Source organism: Streptomyces sp. NPDC058985 (genome assembly GCF_042740985.1).
Taxonomy (GTDB): Bacteria; Actinomycetota; Actinomycetes; order Streptomycetales; family Streptomycetaceae; genus Streptomyces.
Genome location: NZ_JBHYJX010000029.1, coordinates 20,832 through 38,430, shown reverse-complemented (window position 1 = coordinate 38,430; position 17,599 = coordinate 20,832). Strand labels below are relative to the sequence as shown.

General features: G+C 73.9%; 16 protein-coding genes and 1 tRNA gene. 12 read left to right on the top strand and 5 right to left on the bottom strand.

Annotated elements, in window-relative coordinates:
* Positions 1-5: 5 nt before the first annotated feature.
* Positions 6-524 carry an antibiotic biosynthesis regulator FhaB gene (fhaB, locus tag ACFW01_RS23860; protein ID WP_122616597.1) on the bottom strand — a complete coding sequence of 173 codons (519 nt, stop codon included), beginning with the start codon at positions 522-524 and terminating at the stop codon, positions 6-8.
* Positions 525-534: 10 nt separating this feature from the next.
* Entirely contained in the window at positions 535-1,419 is an 885-nt protein-coding gene (locus ACFW01_RS23855) for a DUF3662 and FHA domain-containing protein (protein WP_234956502.1), read from the bottom strand.
* A 516-nt stretch (positions 1,420-1,935) separates the two neighbouring features.
* On the opposite strand from ACFW01_RS23855, the gene ACFW01_RS23850 reads away from it, so the two are divergent.
* Positions 1,936-2,022 (top strand) — tRNA-Leu (locus ACFW01_RS23850).
* Between the two features lie 96 nt (positions 2,023-2,118).
* On the opposite strand, the gene ACFW01_RS23845 is transcribed toward ACFW01_RS23850, so the two are convergent.
* Positions 2,119-2,988 carry a carbohydrate-binding protein gene (locus ACFW01_RS23845; protein ID WP_234956503.1) on the bottom strand — a complete coding sequence of 290 codons (870 nt, stop codon included), beginning with the start codon at positions 2,986-2,988 and terminating at the stop codon, positions 2,119-2,121.
* A 265-nt stretch (positions 2,989-3,253) separates the two neighbouring features.
* Here ACFW01_RS23845 and ACFW01_RS23840 point away from each other — a divergent pair, with 265 nt between their 5' ends.
* The 6 genes from ACFW01_RS23840 to ACFW01_RS23815 all read left to right on the top strand — a co-directional run bounded on the left by ACFW01_RS23840 (position 3,254) and on the right by ACFW01_RS23815 (position 9,170).
* Complete coding sequence (locus ACFW01_RS23840) at positions 3,254-4,726, top strand: DUF2252 domain-containing protein (protein WP_384506406.1); 1,473 nt, start codon at positions 3,254-3,256, stop codon at positions 4,724-4,726.
* A gap of 121 nt (positions 4,727-4,847) precedes the next feature.
* Positions 4,848-5,663 (top strand): hypothetical protein, encoded by an 816-nt coding sequence (locus ACFW01_RS23835; protein ID WP_161332034.1) that lies wholly within the window; start codon positions 4,848-4,850, stop codon positions 5,661-5,663.
* Between the two features lie 64 nt (positions 5,664-5,727).
* On the top strand, positions 5,728-6,057 hold the full coding sequence (locus tag ACFW01_RS23830; RefSeq protein WP_384506478.1) for a rhodanese-like domain-containing protein: 330 nt from the start codon (positions 5,728-5,730) through the stop codon (positions 6,055-6,057).
* Between the two features lie 193 nt (positions 6,058-6,250).
* Positions 6,251-7,090 carry a DUF5819 family protein gene (locus ACFW01_RS23825; protein WP_384506403.1) on the top strand — a complete coding sequence of 280 codons (840 nt, stop codon included), beginning with the start codon at positions 6,251-6,253 and terminating at the stop codon, positions 7,088-7,090.
* On the top strand, positions 7,087-8,412 hold the full coding sequence (locus ACFW01_RS23820; RefSeq protein WP_384506400.1) for an HTTM domain-containing protein: 1,326 nt from the start codon (positions 7,087-7,089) through the stop codon (positions 8,410-8,412). The genes ACFW01_RS23825 and ACFW01_RS23820 overlap by 4 nt, the downstream gene beginning before the upstream one ends.
* The gene (locus tag ACFW01_RS23815; RefSeq protein WP_384506397.1) at positions 8,409-9,170 is read left to right on the top strand and encodes a TrmH family RNA methyltransferase; all 762 of its coding nucleotides are present in this window, start codon (positions 8,409-8,411) and stop codon (positions 9,168-9,170) included. Before ACFW01_RS23820 ends, ACFW01_RS23815 begins: the two co-directional genes overlap by 4 nt.
* On the opposite strand, the gene paaN is transcribed toward ACFW01_RS23815, so the two are convergent.
* Complete coding sequence (gene paaN, locus ACFW01_RS23810; protein ID WP_384506394.1) at positions 9,167-10,858, bottom strand: phenylacetic acid degradation protein PaaN; 1,692 nt, start codon at positions 10,856-10,858, stop codon at positions 9,167-9,169. The genes ACFW01_RS23815 and paaN overlap by 4 nt on opposite strands.
* A 216-nt stretch (positions 10,859-11,074) precedes the next feature.
* On the opposite strand from paaN, the gene ACFW01_RS23805 reads away from it, so the two are divergent.
* On the top strand, positions 11,075-12,592 hold the full coding sequence (locus ACFW01_RS23805; protein WP_234956510.1) for a 3-hydroxyacyl-CoA dehydrogenase: 1,518 nt from the start codon (positions 11,075-11,077) through the stop codon (positions 12,590-12,592).
* Entirely contained in the window at positions 12,589-13,197 is a 609-nt protein-coding gene (locus ACFW01_RS23800) for a TetR/AcrR family transcriptional regulator (protein ID WP_384506391.1), read from the top strand. Before ACFW01_RS23805 ends, ACFW01_RS23800 begins: the two co-directional genes overlap by 4 nt.
* Before the next feature lie 58 nt (positions 13,198-13,255).
* Here ACFW01_RS23800 and ACFW01_RS23795 read toward each other — a convergent pair whose 3' ends face one another.
* Entirely contained in the window at positions 13,256-13,756 is a 501-nt protein-coding gene (locus ACFW01_RS23795; protein WP_122616609.1) for an Lrp/AsnC family transcriptional regulator, read from the bottom strand.
* Between the two features lie 189 nt (positions 13,757-13,945).
* Between ACFW01_RS23795 and pdhA the strand changes: the two genes are divergently transcribed.
* From pdhA to ACFW01_RS23780, 3 genes are read left to right on the top strand one after another with little or no spacing between them, the layout of a single operon-like run.
* Positions 13,946-15,106, top strand: coding sequence for a pyruvate dehydrogenase (acetyl-transferring) E1 component subunit alpha (gene pdhA, locus ACFW01_RS23790; protein WP_384506388.1), 1,161 nt, complete (start codon positions 13,946-13,948; stop codon positions 15,104-15,106).
* Positions 15,103-16,107, top strand: a complete 1,005-nt coding sequence (locus ACFW01_RS23785) for an alpha-ketoacid dehydrogenase subunit beta (protein WP_161332042.1) — start codon at positions 15,103-15,105, stop codon at positions 16,105-16,107. Before pdhA ends, ACFW01_RS23785 begins: the two co-directional genes overlap by 4 nt.
* Complete coding sequence (locus ACFW01_RS23780) at positions 16,107-17,534, top strand: dihydrolipoamide acetyltransferase family protein (protein WP_384506385.1); 1,428 nt, start codon at positions 16,107-16,109, stop codon at positions 17,532-17,534. The genes ACFW01_RS23785 and ACFW01_RS23780 overlap by 1 nt, the downstream gene beginning before the upstream one ends.
* Positions 17,535-17,599 lie beyond the last annotated feature (65 nt).

The following is a 17,599-nucleotide window of genomic DNA, read 5'->3' as shown; positions in this document are numbered from 1 at the left end:
TAGCACTACTTCCGCAGCTCGATGACGGTCTTGCCGATGCGGATCGGCGAACCCGGCCCGATCGGTGTCGGCGTCGTCAGCCGGGACCGGTCCAGGTAGGTGCCGTTGGTGGAGCCCAGGTCCTCGACGATCCACTGTCCGTTCTGGTCCGGGTAGATCCTGGCATGGCGGCTGGAGGCGTAGTCGTCGTCCAGCACGATCGTCGAGTCGTGTGCCCGGCCGAGCGTGATGGTCTGCCCCTGGAGGGCAACGGTGGTGCCGGTGAGGGTGCCTTCCGTCACGACCAGCTTGGTGGGCGCGCCGCGGCGGCCGCGGCCGCCGCCGGACTGCTGGCGCTGCGGCGGAGGCGCCTGGTTCTGGCGCGCGGCGGCCTGCTGCGGTCGGGCGGCTTCGCGCCGCGCTCCGCGCTGGGTGACCCGCGTACCGAACAGGTCGCTGCGGATGACCTGCACGGCCACGATCACGAACAGCCACAGTACGGCGAGAAAACCCAGCCGCATGACCGTGAGGGTCAGCTCTGACATTGCCCCCGGATCACCCTTCGGCTTGCCTGTAGATAACGGTGGTGCTGCCCACGACGACGCGGGAGCCGTCGCGGAGCGTAGCGCGGGTTGTGTGCTGCCCGTCCACCACGATGCCGTTCGTGGACCCGAGGTCCTGGATCGTCGAGGGCGTTCCGGTCCGGATCTCGCAGTGCCGGCGGGAGACGCCGGGGTCGTCGATGCGCACATCGGCCTCGGTGCTGCGGCCGAGGACCAGGGTTCCGCGGGAGATCTGGTGGCGGTTGCCGTTGATCTCGACCCAGTGGCGGGTGCGTCCGCCGGACGCGGGCGCCGCCGGTGGCTGCTGGCCGCCCGCGGGCTGCGGGTAGCCGTATCCGCCGGGGCGTGCGCCGGGCGGCGGCGCGGCGGGCATGGGCGGGGCGCCGGCGGGTGCTCCGGCCGGCGGGTAGCCGTAGCCGCCGCCCGGGGCGCCGGGCCGTGCGCCGGGTGCCGGGGGAGCGGCGGGGCCCGCCGGGGCCGGGCCGCCGCCCTGCTGGCTGCTGGAGGAGGCGAGCGTACGGCTGCGCACCCGGTACAGGCCGGTGTCGAGGTCGTCCGCCTTCTCCAGGTGGACCTTGATGGGTCCCATGAAGGTGTAGCGCTGCTGCTTGGCGTAGTCGCGGACCATGCCGGCCAGCTCGTCGCCGAGCTGGCCCGAGTAGGGGCTGAGCCGCTCGAAGTCGGGTGTGCTCAGCTCCACGATGAAGTCATTGGGTACGACGGTGCGGTCGCGGTTCCAGATGGTCGCGTTGTTGTCGCATTCGCGCTGGAGCGCTCCCGCGATCTCCACGGGCTGCACCTCGGACTTGAACACCTTCGCGAAGGTGCCGTTGACCAGACCTTCGAGACGCTGCTCGAACTTCTTCAGGACTCCCATGGGGCACCTCCTCCGTCGCTGCCGTCCTGTCCGCTGCCTTGCGTACTGCTGCCTTGCGTCCTGCCGGTGTGCGCACCGCTCGTCCGTGCACTGTCCACCTGGTACTGCTTACTGATCGTATCCACGCGCCGCTCGATCGGCTGGTTCCCCCTGTCGGCCCGGTCGACGGGTGTCGACGCCTCTCGGAGTTCCCGCTGGAGCCGTCCTTCGAACTCCCGGGGACCTTCGGGATGCGCTCCCTCGGGTACTCATGCCCAGGATCGTAGAGGCGGCCGCAGACCAGTGTCCCGCACCTGGCCGCGGACCCCTACCGGCTCCTGGGGAGACGGGCCGTACCGGTACGAGGTTGATACGTGAACGGCCACGGGTCGAGACGAGTGCCCGGGAGCGGGGCGGGCGCCCTGCTCCCGGCCGTAAGGGATGTGAATCCACCCCTGGCAGCGTGCTAATGTTCTCGTGTCGGAAGGGGCCAGGCCGCAGGCAAGGCGAGGCAAGGACCCGGAAGACACACCCAATGCGCGGGTGGCGGAATAGGCAGACGCGCTGGATTCAGGTTCCAGTGCCCGCAAGGGCGTGGGGGTTCAACTCCCCCCTCGCGCACCAGCCGGAAGCCCCCCAGGTCTCGGACCTGGGGGGCTTCCGCATGCCCGGACGCGGGACGCGGGGAGTGTCCGCGAGCGGGCGGCTGTGAGGAAGGTCTCAGGACTCGGGCCGCCACAGGGCCGGCACGTGGGGCGGCTCCCAGCCCGTCGTCGCGGTGTGCCCCTGCAGGCAGCGGTAGGCGCGGCCGCCGTAGGTCACGCGGTCGCCCGCGGTGTAGGAGCGGCCGGGTGCCCAGGTGCCGTTCGGCGGGTCGGTGGGCGGGTCGGTGGGGCTGGGGCCGGGACCGCCGTCCACGTCCAGGACGAAGTCGAAGGTGGCCTCCCTGCCGCCGCCCCCGGCGCGGACGTTCATCAGGAGCGCCGGGTCGAAGAGCGCGTCCGTGGCGTTGCGGGGTTCGCCGGGGAAGTAGAGCTGGGTGGTCAGCACGGGCCGGCCGGGTGCCTGCGCCTTGACGTGGAGGTGCCGGGTACGGCCCGGGTAGAGGCCCGGGACGATCGTGCGCAGGGTGAAGGCGCCGGTGGCGTCGGTGAACTGGTGGCCGCGGAAGGCGTATCCGGCCATGTCGTAGGCGCCGGCGTTGTCCGCCTGCCAGAAGTCGAGGAGCACACCGGGCAGCGGGGCGCAGTTCCGTCCGAAGACGTAGCCGGCGACGGTCAGCGGGGTGCCGACGGTGCCGGGTGTCACCAGGCTGGTGCGCCGCGGGGAGTTCGGCTTGAAGTACGGGCCCTCCATCTGGTCCGGCGTCGGGTCGTCGCCGTCGTCGCAGTACGGGGTCGGCGTCAGCGTGCGGCCGGTGGAGGAGCGGGCGGCGTCCCGGGCGAGCGCGATGGAGCCGGTGGCCAGCAGGGGGACGGCGGCGCCGGCGGCGACCGCGGCCCTGAGGAGCGCCTTGCGGCTGAGGGCGGCGCGGTCGGTACCGCTGCCGGTGCCGGGGTTGTCGGGGGGTGTGGGGGCGTCGGGGGCCATGGGGTTCCTCGGTCTCCTCGGTGGGTGGTCCCCGGGCGGCCGGACGGGAGGTGCGGCGTCCGGGACGTCGGGGACCGGGGGGCAGGGAGCGCTGGAAACCGTAGGCGCGCACCCGGGGCCGCGGGCACCTCCTGTTCCGCCCTCTGCCCGGCGTTATGCGGGCGGCGGGCCGGAGCGCGTGTACGGGCGGTTCGGGCGGAGGTACGGTCGGGGCGCGAATCGGCAGGCGTGAGCACGACGGACGAGTACGGGGAAGGCGGCCCGGATGAGCGGGGCGACGGCGGGGGCGGTCACGGAGTCGGCGACCCGGGTGGTGCCGGGGGCGCGCGGGGACGCGGAGGGGCCGGACGGGGGCGTGCGGGTGCCGGCCGTGCCGGGATTCGCGCGGTGGCCCGCACCGGGCTCGCCGAAGGCGGAGGGCAAGGCCGTGCGCGCCCGCGTCCCGCGCTCCGCGCACGCCGCGCTCGACCTGGACGCCGGCCGCCCGGACGTGCTCGTCGCGGTCGAGGAGTCGAACCGGGGCCGGATCCCCGGGCTCGCCCCGCTGCGGGCCGGGCGGATGGCGGCCACGCCGTTCGCCTTCCTGCGCGGGTCGGCCGGGCTGATGGCGTACGACCTGGCGCGTACCCCGGTGACCGGGATCGGCGCGCAGATCTGCGGCGACGCGCACGCGGCGAACTTCGGTCTCTACGGTGACGCCCGCGGCGGCCTGGTCATCGACCTCAACGACTTCGACGAGACGGTCCACGGCCCCTGGGAGTGGGACCTCAAGCGGCTCGCCGCGTCGCTCGTCCTCGCGGGCCGGGAGGCCGGCGCCGACGAGGACACCTGCCGTGAGGCCGCCCACGGCGCGGCGGGTGCCTACCGGCGCACCATGCGGCTGCTGGCCAGGCTTCCGGCGCTGGACGCCTGGAACGCCATCGCGGACGAGGAACTGGTCTCCCACACCGACGCCCACGACCTGCTCGGCACCCTGGAGCGGGTCTCCGAGAAGGCGCGGGCCAACACCAGCGGGCGTTTCGCGGCCAAGTCGACCGAGGCCACCGAGGAGGGCGGGCGGCGCTTCGTGGAGGCGCCGCCGGTGCTGCGCCGGGTGCCGGACGCGGAGGCGGCGACGGTCGCGGCCGCGCTGGAGCCGTACCTGGCCACGCTCTCCGAGGACCGGCTGCCGCTGCTCGCCCGGTACGCGGTGCACGACGTCGCGTTCCGCGTCGTGGGCACCGGCAGCGTGGGCACGCGGTCGTACGTCGCGCTGCTCCTGGACCACCGGGGCGAACCGCTCGTCCTCCAGGTCAAGGAGGCCCGGCCGTCCGTGCTCCTGCCCCACCTGGCGACGGCAGGCTTCGACGTTCCCGAGCCCGGGCACGAGGGCCGCCGGGTGGTCATGGGGCAGAAGCGGATGCAGGTGGTCAGCGACATGCTGCTGGGCTGGACGACGGTCGACGGGCGGCCGTTCCAGGTGCGGCAGTTCCGCAACCGCAAGGGCAGCGTCGACGCCACGGCCCTGGCCGCCGACCAGCTGGACGACTACGGCCGCATGACGGGCGCCCTGCTGGCCCGCGCCCACGCGCACAGCGCCGACCCGCGGACCGTCGCGGGCTACTGCGGCAAGAACGCGGAGCTGGACGAGGCGGTGGCGGCCTTCGCCGTGGCCTACGCCGATCGGACGGAGGCCGACCACGCCGTACTGGCCGCGGCGGTACGCAGCGGGCGGGTGGCGGCCGAGCTGGGGGTGTGAGGGGCCGTCGCGGCCCGCCGGGGCGGACCCGATCGTGGCCCAGCTCCTGTCGTCAACCTCCCGTCTGCCTCGCGCTCCGGGCGGACGACGGGAGGTTGACGACAGGACCTAGGCTGGACGGGTGACGACGCCGGAAGCTGAGCCCGAGCAGGGGGGTGCGCCGCGTCCCGAGGAACGGCTGGAACAGGCCGTACGGGCCGCCGAGCAGGCACTCATCGAGTACGAGATCGCGCTGGAGACCTTCCGCGTGGAGGTCGAGAACTTCTCGCGGCTGCACGAACAGCGGCTCGGCCCGGTGTACGCGCGTCTGGAGGAGCTGGAGGCGCAGATCCTGGAGGCCAGGGCGGCGCGCACCGGCGACGCCGCCGACCGGGAGCGGGCCGACGAGGCCCGGGCCCGGCTGATGCCGATCCCCGGGGTCGAGGAGCTGCTGAACGGCTGGATGGACGGGGACGGGCTGTTCCCGGAGGCCACGGCGATGCTCACGGACCAGGCGGTACGGCCCCCGCAGCGGGTGCGGCCGAGCGAGGAGGCCCGCAAGCTCTACCGCGAGCTGGCCCGCAAGGCCCACCCCGACCTGGCCCAGGAGGAGGACGAGCGGGTCCGGCGCGAGGAGTTCATCACCCGCGTCAACGCCGCCTACGCGCGCGGCGACGCGGCACAGCTGCGTGAGCTGGCCGAGGAGTGGGCCGCCGGGCCGGTGCCCGAGCGGCGCCCGAGCCGGGGTGAGGAGCTGTACGCCCGCCTGGAGTGGCTGGACCGGCGCAAGGAGATGCTGACGCTGCTCGCCAAGGAGCTGGAGGAGAGCGCGATCGGCGCCATGCTGCGGCTGGCCCCCGACGACCCCGACCGGCTCCTTGAGGAGATCGCCGAGCAGCTCGCCACCCAGGTGCGGGAGCGCGAGGCGGAGCTGGCGGCGGCGCTCGGGCGGGACTGAGCGGCACGGCACGGGGCCGGGCGGCGGCTCGGGTAGCGTCTGGGGCATGAGTTTCGGAGCTGGTGTGCCCACGGTCGGGGTCGCAGACCTCAAGGACGGCGACTTCCTGCTGGACGTCCGCGAGGACGACGAGTGGCAGGCGGGTCACGCCGCCGGGGCGCTGCACATTCCCCTCAGCGAGTTCGTGGCCCGGTACGGCGAGCTGGCCGAGGCCGCGCCGCAGGACGGCAGGATCCACGTGCTCTGCCGCGTCGGCGGGCGTTCGGCGCAGGTCACCATGTACCTGGTCCAGCAGGGCGTCGACGCCGTGAACGTCGACGGCGGCATGCAGGAGTGGGCCGCGGCCGGCCGGGCGGTCGTGGACGAGAAGGGCGAGCCGGGGCACGTTCTCTAAGCTGTCCCCGGATGTCCCGTGGACGTCCCGCGGATGTGGTGACGGCCACGGTGCGGCCGGTCCGCCGGGGGATGTGCGGGAGGCCGGTCCTGAGTACCGTTCCCGTTCGAACATGGCCGGGCGGCCGGGCTGTGCCGCGCGGGCGCTCCGCGGTGCGCGGGCGGATGGACGGATCGGGACCGAACGGGGCGGAATGGAAGCGTACGACACGGGCTCGGACGCCCGGCAGGGGCGGGACGGGCAGGAGGACCCGGGCAGGCCCGGCGGGGCGGCGGAACAGTCCGGAGAGGCGGCAGAACGGTCCGGCGGGGCGGACGGGACCACCGGTGCCTCGGAGGCCCCGGCACCCCGTACCGGGGTCGCCGCGCTCTCCCCGCGCTACCAGGTCGGTGCCGTGGTCGCCCTCGCGGTCGTCGCGGTCGCCGTCTGCGCCCACATAGGCCTGGTGTTCCTGCACGTGGCCCCGTCCAACACCTTCACCAAGCAGCACGGCGAGGTGGTGGACGAGTGGGTCTTCCCCGAGTTCGAACAGAACTGGAAGCTCTTCGCGCCCAACCCGCTCCAGCAGAACATCTCGGTCCAGGTCCGCGCCGACGTGAGCACGGCGGACGGCGAGATACGCACGACCGGCTGGTACGACCTGTCCGCGGAGGACGGCCGGGCCATCGACGGCAATCCGCTGCCGAGCCACACGCAGCAGAACGAACTCCGCCGGGCCTGGGACTTCTTCGTCTCCAGCCATGACTCCGACAACCGGCCGGTGGGCATGCGGGGCACCCTCTCCGAGACCTACCTGCGGCACATCGCCGTCCAGCGGCTGGACCGGAACGGAGCCGCCGGAGAGGGCGGGACCGTCGAGCGCGTCCAGTACCGGTCGCGGACCACCAACGTGGAGCCGCCGCCGTGGACCGGTGAGAAGGTCTCCGACCGGCCGGAGTACCGCGAGCTGCCCTGGTGGACGGTGCCCGTCGGCACGAACCCGGAGGAGGGCGGCGCGGGCGACGGCGCCGCGAGGACCGGGGGCGCCGCGTGAACGGCATCGCCCTCTCGGTCTCCCGCTCCATCGCCCGCGTCACCGGCGCCGCGCTCGGCCCGTACCAGACCGCCGTGATCCGCATCGGCTTCAGCGCCACCTGGTTGCTCTTCCTGCTGCGCGAACTCCCCCACCGGAGCGAGCTGTACGGCCCCGAGAGCCCCTGGAGTCACGACCTCGCCGAGCAACTGATCGCGGACAACGGTGCCTTCACGGTGCTGATGTGGTCCGACTCGTCCGCCTGGTTCGAGATCGTCTACGCCCTGGCCGTGCTGAGCAGCGTGCTGCTCCTGCTGGGCTGGCGCACCCGGACCATGTCCGTGCTGTTCATGGTCGGGGTGCTCTCGCTGCAGAACCGCAGCGTCTTCATGGGTGACGGCGGCGACAACGTCCTGCACCTGATGAGCATCTACCTGGTCCTCACCCGCTGCGGCCGCGTCTGGTCGCTGGACGCCCGCCGGGCGCGGCGCGGCGACGAGGCACGCGCGCGTGGAGAGCGTGTCCGGGACCGGGTCGGGCCGCTGCTGTGGTCCGTGTTCGGTTTCCTGCTGCTCACCGTGACGCTCGCGAGCGGAATGGACGGCGACTGGTTCGTCCCCGCGCTGCTGTGGGCGGTGTGGGTGGCGCTGGGCATCGGCTGGGCCGTCGGGCGTGCGGCCGAGGGCAGCCAGCCGCGGATCCTGCTGGACGTGGTCACCAACGTCGTGCACAACGGCGCGCTCTTCGTGATCATGGCCGAGGCCTGTCTGATCTACGCGACCGCCGGCTGGTACAAGATCCAGGGCTCGCGCTGGCAGGACGGTACGGCCGTCTACTACCCGCTGCACCTGGACTACTTCTCGCCCTGGCCCGCGCTCTCCGACGCCCTCGCCGGCAACGGCACCATGGTCATGCTCATCACCTACGGCACGGTCGCCGTACAGGTCGCCTTCCCGTTCACCCTGTTCAACCGGCGGGTCAAGAACGTGCTGCTGGCCGCCATGATGACCGAGCACGCGGTGATCGCCGTGACGCTCGGGCTGCCGTTCTTCTCACTGGCGATGATCGCCGCCGACGCCGTGTTCCTGCCGACCTCGTTCCTGCGCCGCGTGGGCGACGGGGCGGCACGCGCGCGTGCACGGCTGCTGGGCCGGATGCCGGCCGGGTTCCCCGGCGCGGGCGGGAGCAAGGGCGGGGCGGGCCGTGCGGCCACGGTGCCGGGCCCGCGGGCCGGATCCGGTGAGGAGGGTCCAGGGGAGGGGGCCGAGGGGGACAAGCGATCCGGGGAGGGGCCCGAGGGGCCGGAGGGCTCCGAGCAGACCCACGTAGGCTTCAGGGCATGACCGAGCCCGACCCGTTGGCCGCCTGGCGCCGGCACGCCGGGCCGTGTGTCCTGCTGGACGGCTTCCACGCGCTCAAGCACGCGCTGCGGTTCGGCGCCCGGGTGCCGGTGGCCGTCACCACCGACCGCGGGGCCGCCCTCGCCCTAGCCGACGAGCTGGCGCCCGATGTGCGCGACACGCTGGACGGCCTGCTGGCCGAGGTGCCGCAGGAGGCGTACGCGTCGCTGGTGGCGCGGCCGCACCCCACGGCGGTGGCCGCCCTGGCGGTACGGCCCTCGCGGGCTGCCGGTCTTCAGGCGCTGGCACGCAGGCCCCGCCGGGCCCCGGTGGTGGTCCTCGACCAGCCGCGCAACCTCGGCAACGCGGGCGCGGTGATCCGGCTGGCCGCCGGCTTCGGGGCGACCGGGGTGGTCACCACCGGCACGCTCGACCCCTGGCACCCCACGGTGGTGCGGGGCGGGGCCGGGCTGCACTTCGCGACGGTCGTGGAGCGGCTGGAGGTGGCGGAGCTGCCGCCGGGGCCGGTCTTCGCGCTGGACCCCGAGGGCGAGGACATCCGCGGGCTGAAGCCGCCGGACGACGCGCTGCTCGCGTTCGGCTCCGAGCGCAGCGGTCTCTCGCGGGAGCTGCGCGCGCGGGCCGACCATCTGGTGGCGCTGCCGATGCGCCCCCAGGTCTCCAGCTACAACCTCGCGACCAGTGTGGCCATGACGCTGTACCACTGGAGCGCCACCGGGGGCGCACCGCACGTGCCCTAGGCGGGCCGGCGGACCTCGACCACGCGGAAGCGATTGGCGACGAACGCGCCGTCGCACAGGGCCGCGTTGGCCGCCGGGTTGCCGCCGGAGCCGTGGAAGTCGGAGAAGGCGGCCGTCTGGTTGACGTACACCCCGCCCGTGAGGTTGAGGGAGAGCTGGGCGGCCTCGTCCAGGCAGACCTCCGTGACGGCCTCCTCGAACTCCGGGTCGGTGGTGTACGCGCCGACCGTCATCGCGCCCTTGTCCCGGACACTGTGCCGCAGCAGCTCCACGGCGTCGGCGGCGGAGTCGACGGCGACGGCGAAGGAGACCGGGCCGAAGCACTCGCTGGTGTAGACGGCCTCGTCGCCGGGCTTGGCGCCGTCCAGCTTGACGATCACCGGGGTGCGCACGACCGCGTCCGGGAACTCCGGGTGGGTGATCTCGCGGGAGGCCAGGGCGACCTCGCCGAGTCCGGCGGCGGCCTCCAGGCGGGCCTTGACGTCCGGGTTGACGATGGCGCCGAGCAGCGCGTTGGCGCGGGCGTCGTCGCCGAGGAGGCCGTCGACGGCGCGCGCCAGGTCGGCGGTCACCTCGTCGTAGGACTTGGGGCCCTGGTCGGTGCGGATGCCGTCGCGGGGGATCAGCAGGTTCTGCGGGGTGGTGCACATCTGGCCGCTGTACAGGGACAGCGAGAAGGCCAGGTTGGCGAGCATCCCCTGGTAGTCGTCGGTCGACTCGACGAGCACCGTGTTGACGCCGGCCTTCTCGGTGAAGACCTGGGCCTGGCCGGCGTTGGCCTCCAGCCAGTCGCCGAAGGCGGTGGAGCCGGTGTAGTCGATGATCCGGATCTCGGGGCGGGTCGCCAGGGTCTTGGCGATGCCCTCGCCGGGGCGCTCGGCGGCCAGCGCGACCAGGTTCGGGTCGAAGCCGGCCTCGGCGAGCACGTCGCGGGCGACCCGCACGGTGAGGGCGAGCGGCAGCACCGCGCGGGGGTGGGGCTTGACCAGGACCGCGTTGCCGGTGGCGAGGGAGGCGAACAGGCCCGGGTAGCCGTTCCACGTCGGGAAGGTGTTGCAGCCGATGACCAGGCCGATGCCCCGGGGCACCGGCGTGAACCCCTTGGTGAGCGCGAGCGGGTCGCGCTTGCCCTGGGGCTTGGTCCACTCCGCCGTGTCGGGGGTGCGGGCCTGCTCCACGTACGCGTAGGCCACGGCCTCCATGCCGCGGTCCTGGGCGTGCGGGCCGCCCGCCTGGAAGGCCATCATGAAGGCCTGTCCGGAGGTGTGCATGACCGCCTGGGCGAACTCCATGGTCCGCGCGCCGATCCGGCGGAGGATCTCCAGGCAGACCATCGCGCGCAGCTCGGCGCCCGCGTCCCGCCACGCCTTCTGGCCGGCCTTCATGGCGGGCAGCAGCACGTCGAGGTCCGCGTGCGGGTACTGGACGCCCAGCTCGACGCCGTACGGGGAGACCTCGCCGCCGACCCAGTCGTCGGTGCCGGGCTGGCCGAGGTCGAGGCGGGTGCCGAGCAGGGCGTCGAAGGCGGCCTTGCCGGCGGCCATGTCCAGGCTGCCGTTCTCCCCGTAGGCCTTGGGGTGCTCGGGGTGGGGGGACCAGTACGCGCGCGTGCGGATCGTCTCCAGCGCCAGGTCCAGGGTCGGCCGGTGCTGGGCGATCAGCTGGTGTGCGGTGAGTTCGGCGGCCATGCGGGACCAACTCCTCGTCTCCCACGGACTCGCCGTCGAGTTCGTGGACCTGGGGGGAAACCTGGGCAGGAATATCAAAAGGTGCGGCGCGCAGCGCCTCAGGCAGGGTGGTGGTGGGCGGCGGGCGGGCGGACACGGCTAGAGTAACCGAACGATCGGTCGGGACAAGGGGGACCGCCGCATCTGTGGAAAACCCCGTGCGGGAGGATCGCGCACATGACAGCACTCGACCTCAGCAGCCCCGTGGCCGTAGTCGGCACCGGCACCATGGGCCAGGGCATCGCCCAGGTGGCGCTGGTCGCGGGCCACCCCGTGCGGCTGTACGACGCCGTCCCCGGCCGGGCCCGGGAAGCGGCCGACGCGATCGGCGCCCGGCTCGACCGGCTCGTCGAGAAGGAACGGCTCACCGGCCCCGAGCGGGACGCCGCCCGCGCCCGGCTGAAGCCCGCCGGGGCCCTCTCCGACCTGGCCGACTGCGCCCTGGTCGTCGAGGCCGTCGTGGAGCGGCTGGACGCCAAGCAGGAGCTGTTCCGGGCGCTGGAGGACGTCGTCGGCGACGACTGCCTGCTCGCCACCAACACCTCCTCCCTGTCCGTCACCGCCATCGCCGGCGGGCTCGGCAGCCCCGGCCGCTTCGTCGGCCTGCACTTCTTCAACCCCGCGCCGCTGCTGCCGCTGGTGGAGGTCGTCTCCGGCTTCGCCACCGACGTCTCGTCGGCCACGCGCGCGTACGAGACGGCGCGCGCCTGGGGCAAGACGCCGGTCGCCTGCGCCGACACCCCGGGCTTCATCGTCAACCGCATCGCCCGGCCCTTCTACGCCGAGGCCCTCGCCGTCTACGAGGACCAGGGCGCCGACCCGGCCACCATCGACGCCGTGCTGCGCGAGTCGGGCGGCTTCAGGATGGGCGCCTTCGAGCTGACCGACCTCATCGGGCAGGACGTCAACGAGTCCGTCACGCACTCCGTGTGGCAGGCGTTCTTCCAGGACGTGCGGTTCACGCCGTCGCTGGCCCAGCGCCGCCTGGTCGAGTCCGGGCGCCTCGGCCGCAAGAGCGGACAGGGCTGGTACGACTACCGGGACGGCGCCGAGCGGCCCGAGCCGCACACCGCCGAGCCGGCCGACCCGCCCGCGTACGTCGTCGCCGAGGGCGACCTGGGGCCGGCCGCCGAGGTGCTCGCGCTGATCCGCGAGGCGGGCGTCGAGGTGCGCGAGGAGGCCGAGGACAACGGCACGCGGCTGGTCCTGCCCAGCGGTGGGCAGCTCGTGCTCGCCGACGGCCAGACCTCGGTGGAGTTCCAGGACGTCGTCTACTTCGACCTCGCGCTCGACTACCGCGCGGCGACGCGTGTCGCGCTCTCCGCCGCGCAGAGCACCTCCCCGCGCACGGTCGCCGAGGCCACGGGCCTGTTCCAGGCGCTCGGCAAGAAGGTCAGCGTCATCGGAGACGTCCCCGGCATGATCGTCGCCCGCACGGTCGCGCGCCTCGTCGACCTGGCGGTGGAGGCGGTCGCCAAGGGCGTGGCGACCGAGGAGGACGTCGACACCGCGATGCGCCTCGGCGTGAACTACCCGCTGGGCCCCCTGGAGTGGAGCCGCCGGCTCGGCGGCGACTGGGCCTGCTCGGTCCTCGGCAACCTGCACGAGTGCGCGCCCACGGGCCGGTACGCGCCGTCCCTCGCGCTGTACCGCCACGCGTACGCCGCCGACAAGCAGGAGGGCACCCCCTCATGACCACCGCCAGGCGCGACACGTACACGCCCGAGACGCTGCTCTCCGTCGCCGTGCAGGTCTTCATCGAGCGCGGCTACGACGGCACCTCCATGGAGCACCTCTCCAAGGCCGCCGGGATCTCCAAGTCGTCGATCTACCACCACGTCACGGGCAAGGAGGAGCTGCTGCGCCGGGCGGTGAGCCGGGCGCTGGACGAGCTCTTCGGCATCCTCGACGAGGAGCACGCGCGCGTGGGGCCCGCCGCCGGGCGCCTGGAGTACGTCGTGCGCCGCATGGTCGAGGTGCTGATGGCCGAACTGCCCTACGTGACACTGCTGCTGCGGGTGCGCGGCAACACGGCCACCGAGCGGTGGGCGCTGGAGCGGCGGCGGGAGTTCGACCACCGGGTCGCCGCCCTGCTGAAGGCCGCGGCGGCCGAGGGGGACGTCCGCGCGGACGTGGAGGTGCGGCTCGCGACCCGCCTGGTCTTCGGCATGATCAACTCGATCGTGGAGTGGTACCGGCCCGAGGGCCCCGACGGCCGGGCGGGCGCGGGCGCGGGCGAGCGCGAGGTGGCCGATGCCGTGGCGCGGCTGGTCTTCGGCGGGCTGCGCAAGGCGTCGTAGCCGCCCGGCGCGCGGTGCCCGGCGCGAGGCGCCCAGCGCCGTCCCGGCGCCCGCGCGGTCAGCTCTGCGGTTCCAGGTCCTCGGTCTCGAACACCAGCAGGGTGCGGGTGCTGAGCACCTCCGGGATGGCCTGGAGGCGGCTGAGCACCAGTTCGCGCAGGGCCCGGTTGTCCGGCGTGTGCACCAGCAGGAGGACGTCGAAGTCACCGCCCACCAGGGCGATGTGCGAGGCCCCGGGCAGCTGTCGCAGCTGCGCCCGGACCGTGCGCCAGGAGTTCTGCACGATCTTCAGGGTGATGTACGCCGAAGTCCCGTGCCCCGCGCGTTCGTGGTCGACGCGGGCTCCGAAGCCGCGGATGACGCCGTCCTCGACGAGCCGGTTGATGCGGGCGTAGGCGTTCGCGCGCGAGACGTGCACCCGCTCGGCGACCGACCGTATCGATGCGCGGCCGTCCGCCTGGAGCATGCGCAGGATGTCCTGGTCGATCGCGTCCAGCGGGCGCGGGGGCGGCGGGGGAGCGGGCTCTTCGGGGCCGCCGTCCTCCGGGCGCTCGGCCATTCGTTCAGATGCCACCTGCCCCCGCCTCCCTGTCGTGGACGTCCTGCGTCCATCTCAGGCTGTGGAGAACCGTTTGTCCACAGCCTGGGGCCGCCTGTAGCCAAAATGTGCCGCTGACCGAACAATCGGTAGGTGAGGCCCGTCACACCCGTGGCGAGCCGACAGCCGCTCCCACGAGGAGGTGCCGTCATGACGGTCATGGAGCAGCGGGGCGCGTACCGGCCCACACCGCCGCCCGCCTGGCAGCCCCGTACCGACCCCGCGCCGCTGCTGCCCGACGCCGAGCCTTACCGCGTGCTCGGCACGGAGGCGGCGGAGCACGCCGACCCCGAGCTGCTGCGCACGCTCTACGCCCGGCTGGTCCACGGCCGGCGGTACAACGCGCAGGCGACGGCGCTGACCAAGCAGGGCCGACTGGCCGTCTATCCCTCCAGCACAGGTCAGGAGGCGTGCGAGATCGCCGTCGCGCTGGCCCTGAAGGAGCGGGACTGGCTCTTCCCGAGCTACCGGGACACGCTCGCCGTCGTCGCCCGGGGCGTCGACCCCGTCGAGGCGCTCACCCTGCTGCGCGGCGACTGGCACACCGGTTACGACCCCTACGAGCACCGGGTGGCCCCGCTGTCCACGCCGCTGGCCACTCAGCTGCCGCACGCCGTGGGCCTCGCGCACGCCGCCCGGCTCAAGGGCGACGACGTGGTCGCGCTCGCCATGGTCGGCGACGGCGGCACCAGCGAGGGCGACTTCCACGAGGCGCTGAACTTCGCCGCCGTCTGGCAGGCGCCCGTCGTCTTCCTGGTGCAGAACAACGGCTTCGCGATCTCCGTCCCGCTCGCCAAGCAGACCGCCGCCCCGTCGCTGGCCCACAAGGCCGTCGGCTACGGGATGCCGGGCCGCCTGGTCGACGGCAACGACGCGGCCGCCGTGCACGAGGTCCTCTCCGACGCCGTGCGCCGCGCGCGCGAGGGCGGCGGTCCCACGCTGGTGGAGGCGGTGACGTACCGCGTGGAGGCGCACACCAACGCCGACGACGCCACGCGCTACCGGGGCGACGCCGAGGTCGAGACCTGGCGCCGGCACGACCCGATCGAGCTGCTGGAGCGGGAGCTGACCGGCCGCGGCCTGCTCGACGAGGACGCCGTCCTGGCGGCCCGCGAGGACGCCGAGGCCATGGCCGCGGACCTGCGCGCCCGGATGAACCGGGACCCGGAGCTGGACCCGGTGGACCTGTTCGCCCACGTCTACGCCGAGCCCACCCCGCAGCTGCGCGAGCAGCGGGCGCTGCTGCGCGCGGAGCTGGAGGCCGCCGCCGAGGCGGAGACCGGCACCGGCCCGGAAGGGACGCACCGATGACCACCGTCGCCGCCAAGCCGGCCACCATGGCGCAGGCCCTCACCCGCGCGCTGCGCGACGCCATGGCCGCCGACCCGGCCGTGCACGTCCTCGGCGAGGACGTGGGCACCCTCGGCGGCGTCTTCCGCGTCACCGACGGCCTCGCGAAGGAGTTCGGCGAGGACCGCTGCACGGACACCCCGCTCGCCGAGGCCGGCATCCTCGGCACCGCGGTCGGCATGGCGATGTACGGGCTGCGCCCGGTCGTGGAGATGCAGTTCGACGCCTTCGCCTACCCGGCGTTCGAGCAGGTCGTCAGCCACGTCACCAAGATGCGCAACCGCACGCGCGGCAAGATGCCCCTGCCGCTGACCATCCGCGTCCCCTACGGCGGCGGCATCGGCGGCGTCGAGCACCACAGCGACTCGTCCGAGGCGTACTACATGGCGACTCCGGGGCTCCATGTCGTCACGCCCGCGACCGTCGCCGACGCCTACGGGCTGCTGCGCGCGTCCATCGCCTCCGACGACCCGGTGGTCTTCCTCGAACCCAAGCGCCTGTACTGGTCGAAGGACGCCTGGAACCCCGAGGAGCCCGCACCCGTTGAACCGGTGGGCCGCGCGGTGGTGCGGCGTTCCGGCCGGAGCGCCACACTCATCACGTACGGGCCGTCGCTGGCCGTCTGCATGGAGGCGGCCGAGGCGGCCCGGGCCGAGGGCTGGGACCTCGAAGTCGTCGATCTGCGCTCCCTGGTGCCGTTCGACGACGAGACGGTGTGCGCTTCGGTGCGGCGGACGGGACGCGCGGTCGTCGTCCACGAGTCGGGCTCCTTCGGGGGCCCGGGCGGGGAGATCGCGGCCCGGGTCACGGAGCGCTGCTTCCACCACCTGGAGGCGCCGGTGCTGCGTGTGGCCGGGTTCGACATCCCGTACCCGCCGCCGATGCTGGAGCGCCACCACCTGCCCGGTGTGGACCGGATCCTGGACGCCGTGGGGCGCCTGCAGTGGGAGGCCGAAAGCTGATGGCACAGGTGCTGGAGTTCAAGCTCCCGGACCTCGGTGAGGGGCTCACCGAGGCGGAGATCGTGCGCTGGCTGGTCGAGGTCGGCGAGGTCGTCGCCGTCGACCAGCCGGTCGTCGAGGTCGAGACGGCCAAGGCGATGGTCGAGGTGCCCTGCCCCTACGGCGGCGTGGTCACCGCCCGCTTCGGCGACGAGGGCTCGGAGCTGCCCGTCGGCGCGCCGCTGCTGACGGTCGCGGTGGGCGAGGGAGCCGCCCCCGGCGGTCCGGAGCGGCACCCGGGCACGGGCGGCGCCGGCGAGGAGGCGGGGGCCGGGACGGCCGAGTCCGCGGCGACCGGGACCGAGCGGCCCAAGGCCGAGGGTTCCGGCAACGTCCTGGTCGGCTACGGCACCACGGAGGCACCGGCGCGGCGGCGCCGGGTGCGTCCGGTGCCTCCGGAGCCCGCCGCCCCGCGGGAAGGCGCGGCGGCGAACGGTCGGCCCGTCCGCACCGCCGAGCCGGAGGGTCCCGTCCCGGTCATCTCCCCGCTGGTCCGCAGGCTGGCCCGGCAGAACGACCTGGACCTGCGCGAACTGACCGGCTCGGGCCCCGACGGGCTGATCCTGCGGGCGGACGTGGAGTACGCGCTGCGCGCCGCCACCGCCCAGGGCGGCCGTACGGCAATCCAGCCGGGCGTGGCGGACCAAGGGACGAGCGCCCCGCTCGCCGGGTCCCCCGTGTCCTCCGCGCCGCGCCCCGGCGGCATCCGCACCCCCCTCAAGGGCGTGCGCGGCGCCGTCGCCGACAAGCTCTCCCGCAGCCGGCGCGAGATCCCCGACGCGACCTGCTGGGTCGACGCCGACGCGACCGAGCTGATGCGGGCGCGCACCGCGATGAACGCCGCGGGCGGTCCGAAGATCTCCCTCGTCGCGCTGCTGGCCCGGATCTGCGCGGCCGCCCTGGCCCGCTTCCCGGAGCTGAACTCCACGGTCGACACCCAGGCCCGGGAGGTCGTCCAGCTCGACCACGTCCACCTCGGCTTCGCCGCCCAGACGGACCGGGGGCTGGTCGTGCCGGTCGTCCGGGACGCGCACGCGCGGGACGCCGAGGGGCTCACCGCGGAGTTCGCCCGGCTGACCGAGGCGGCCCGCGCGGGCCGGCTGACGCCCGGTGAGCTGACCGGTGGCACCTTCACGCTGAACAACTACGGCGTGTTCGGCGTCGACGGCTCCACGCCGATCATCAACCACCCCGAGGCGGCGATGCTCGGCGTCGGCCGCATCGTCCCCAAGCCGTGGGTGCACGAGGGTGAGTTGGCGGTGCGTCAGGTCGTCCAGCTGTCGCTCACCTTCGACCACCGGGTCTGCGACGGCGGTACGGCGGGCGGTTTCCTGCGGTACGTGGCGGACTGCGTGGAACAGCCGGCGGTGCTGCTGCGCACCCTGTGACGCGGGTGCGGCCGCGCGGCCGCTGATTGCGCGGCCTCCCCCACGTTCCCTGTGATCGCGCAGGG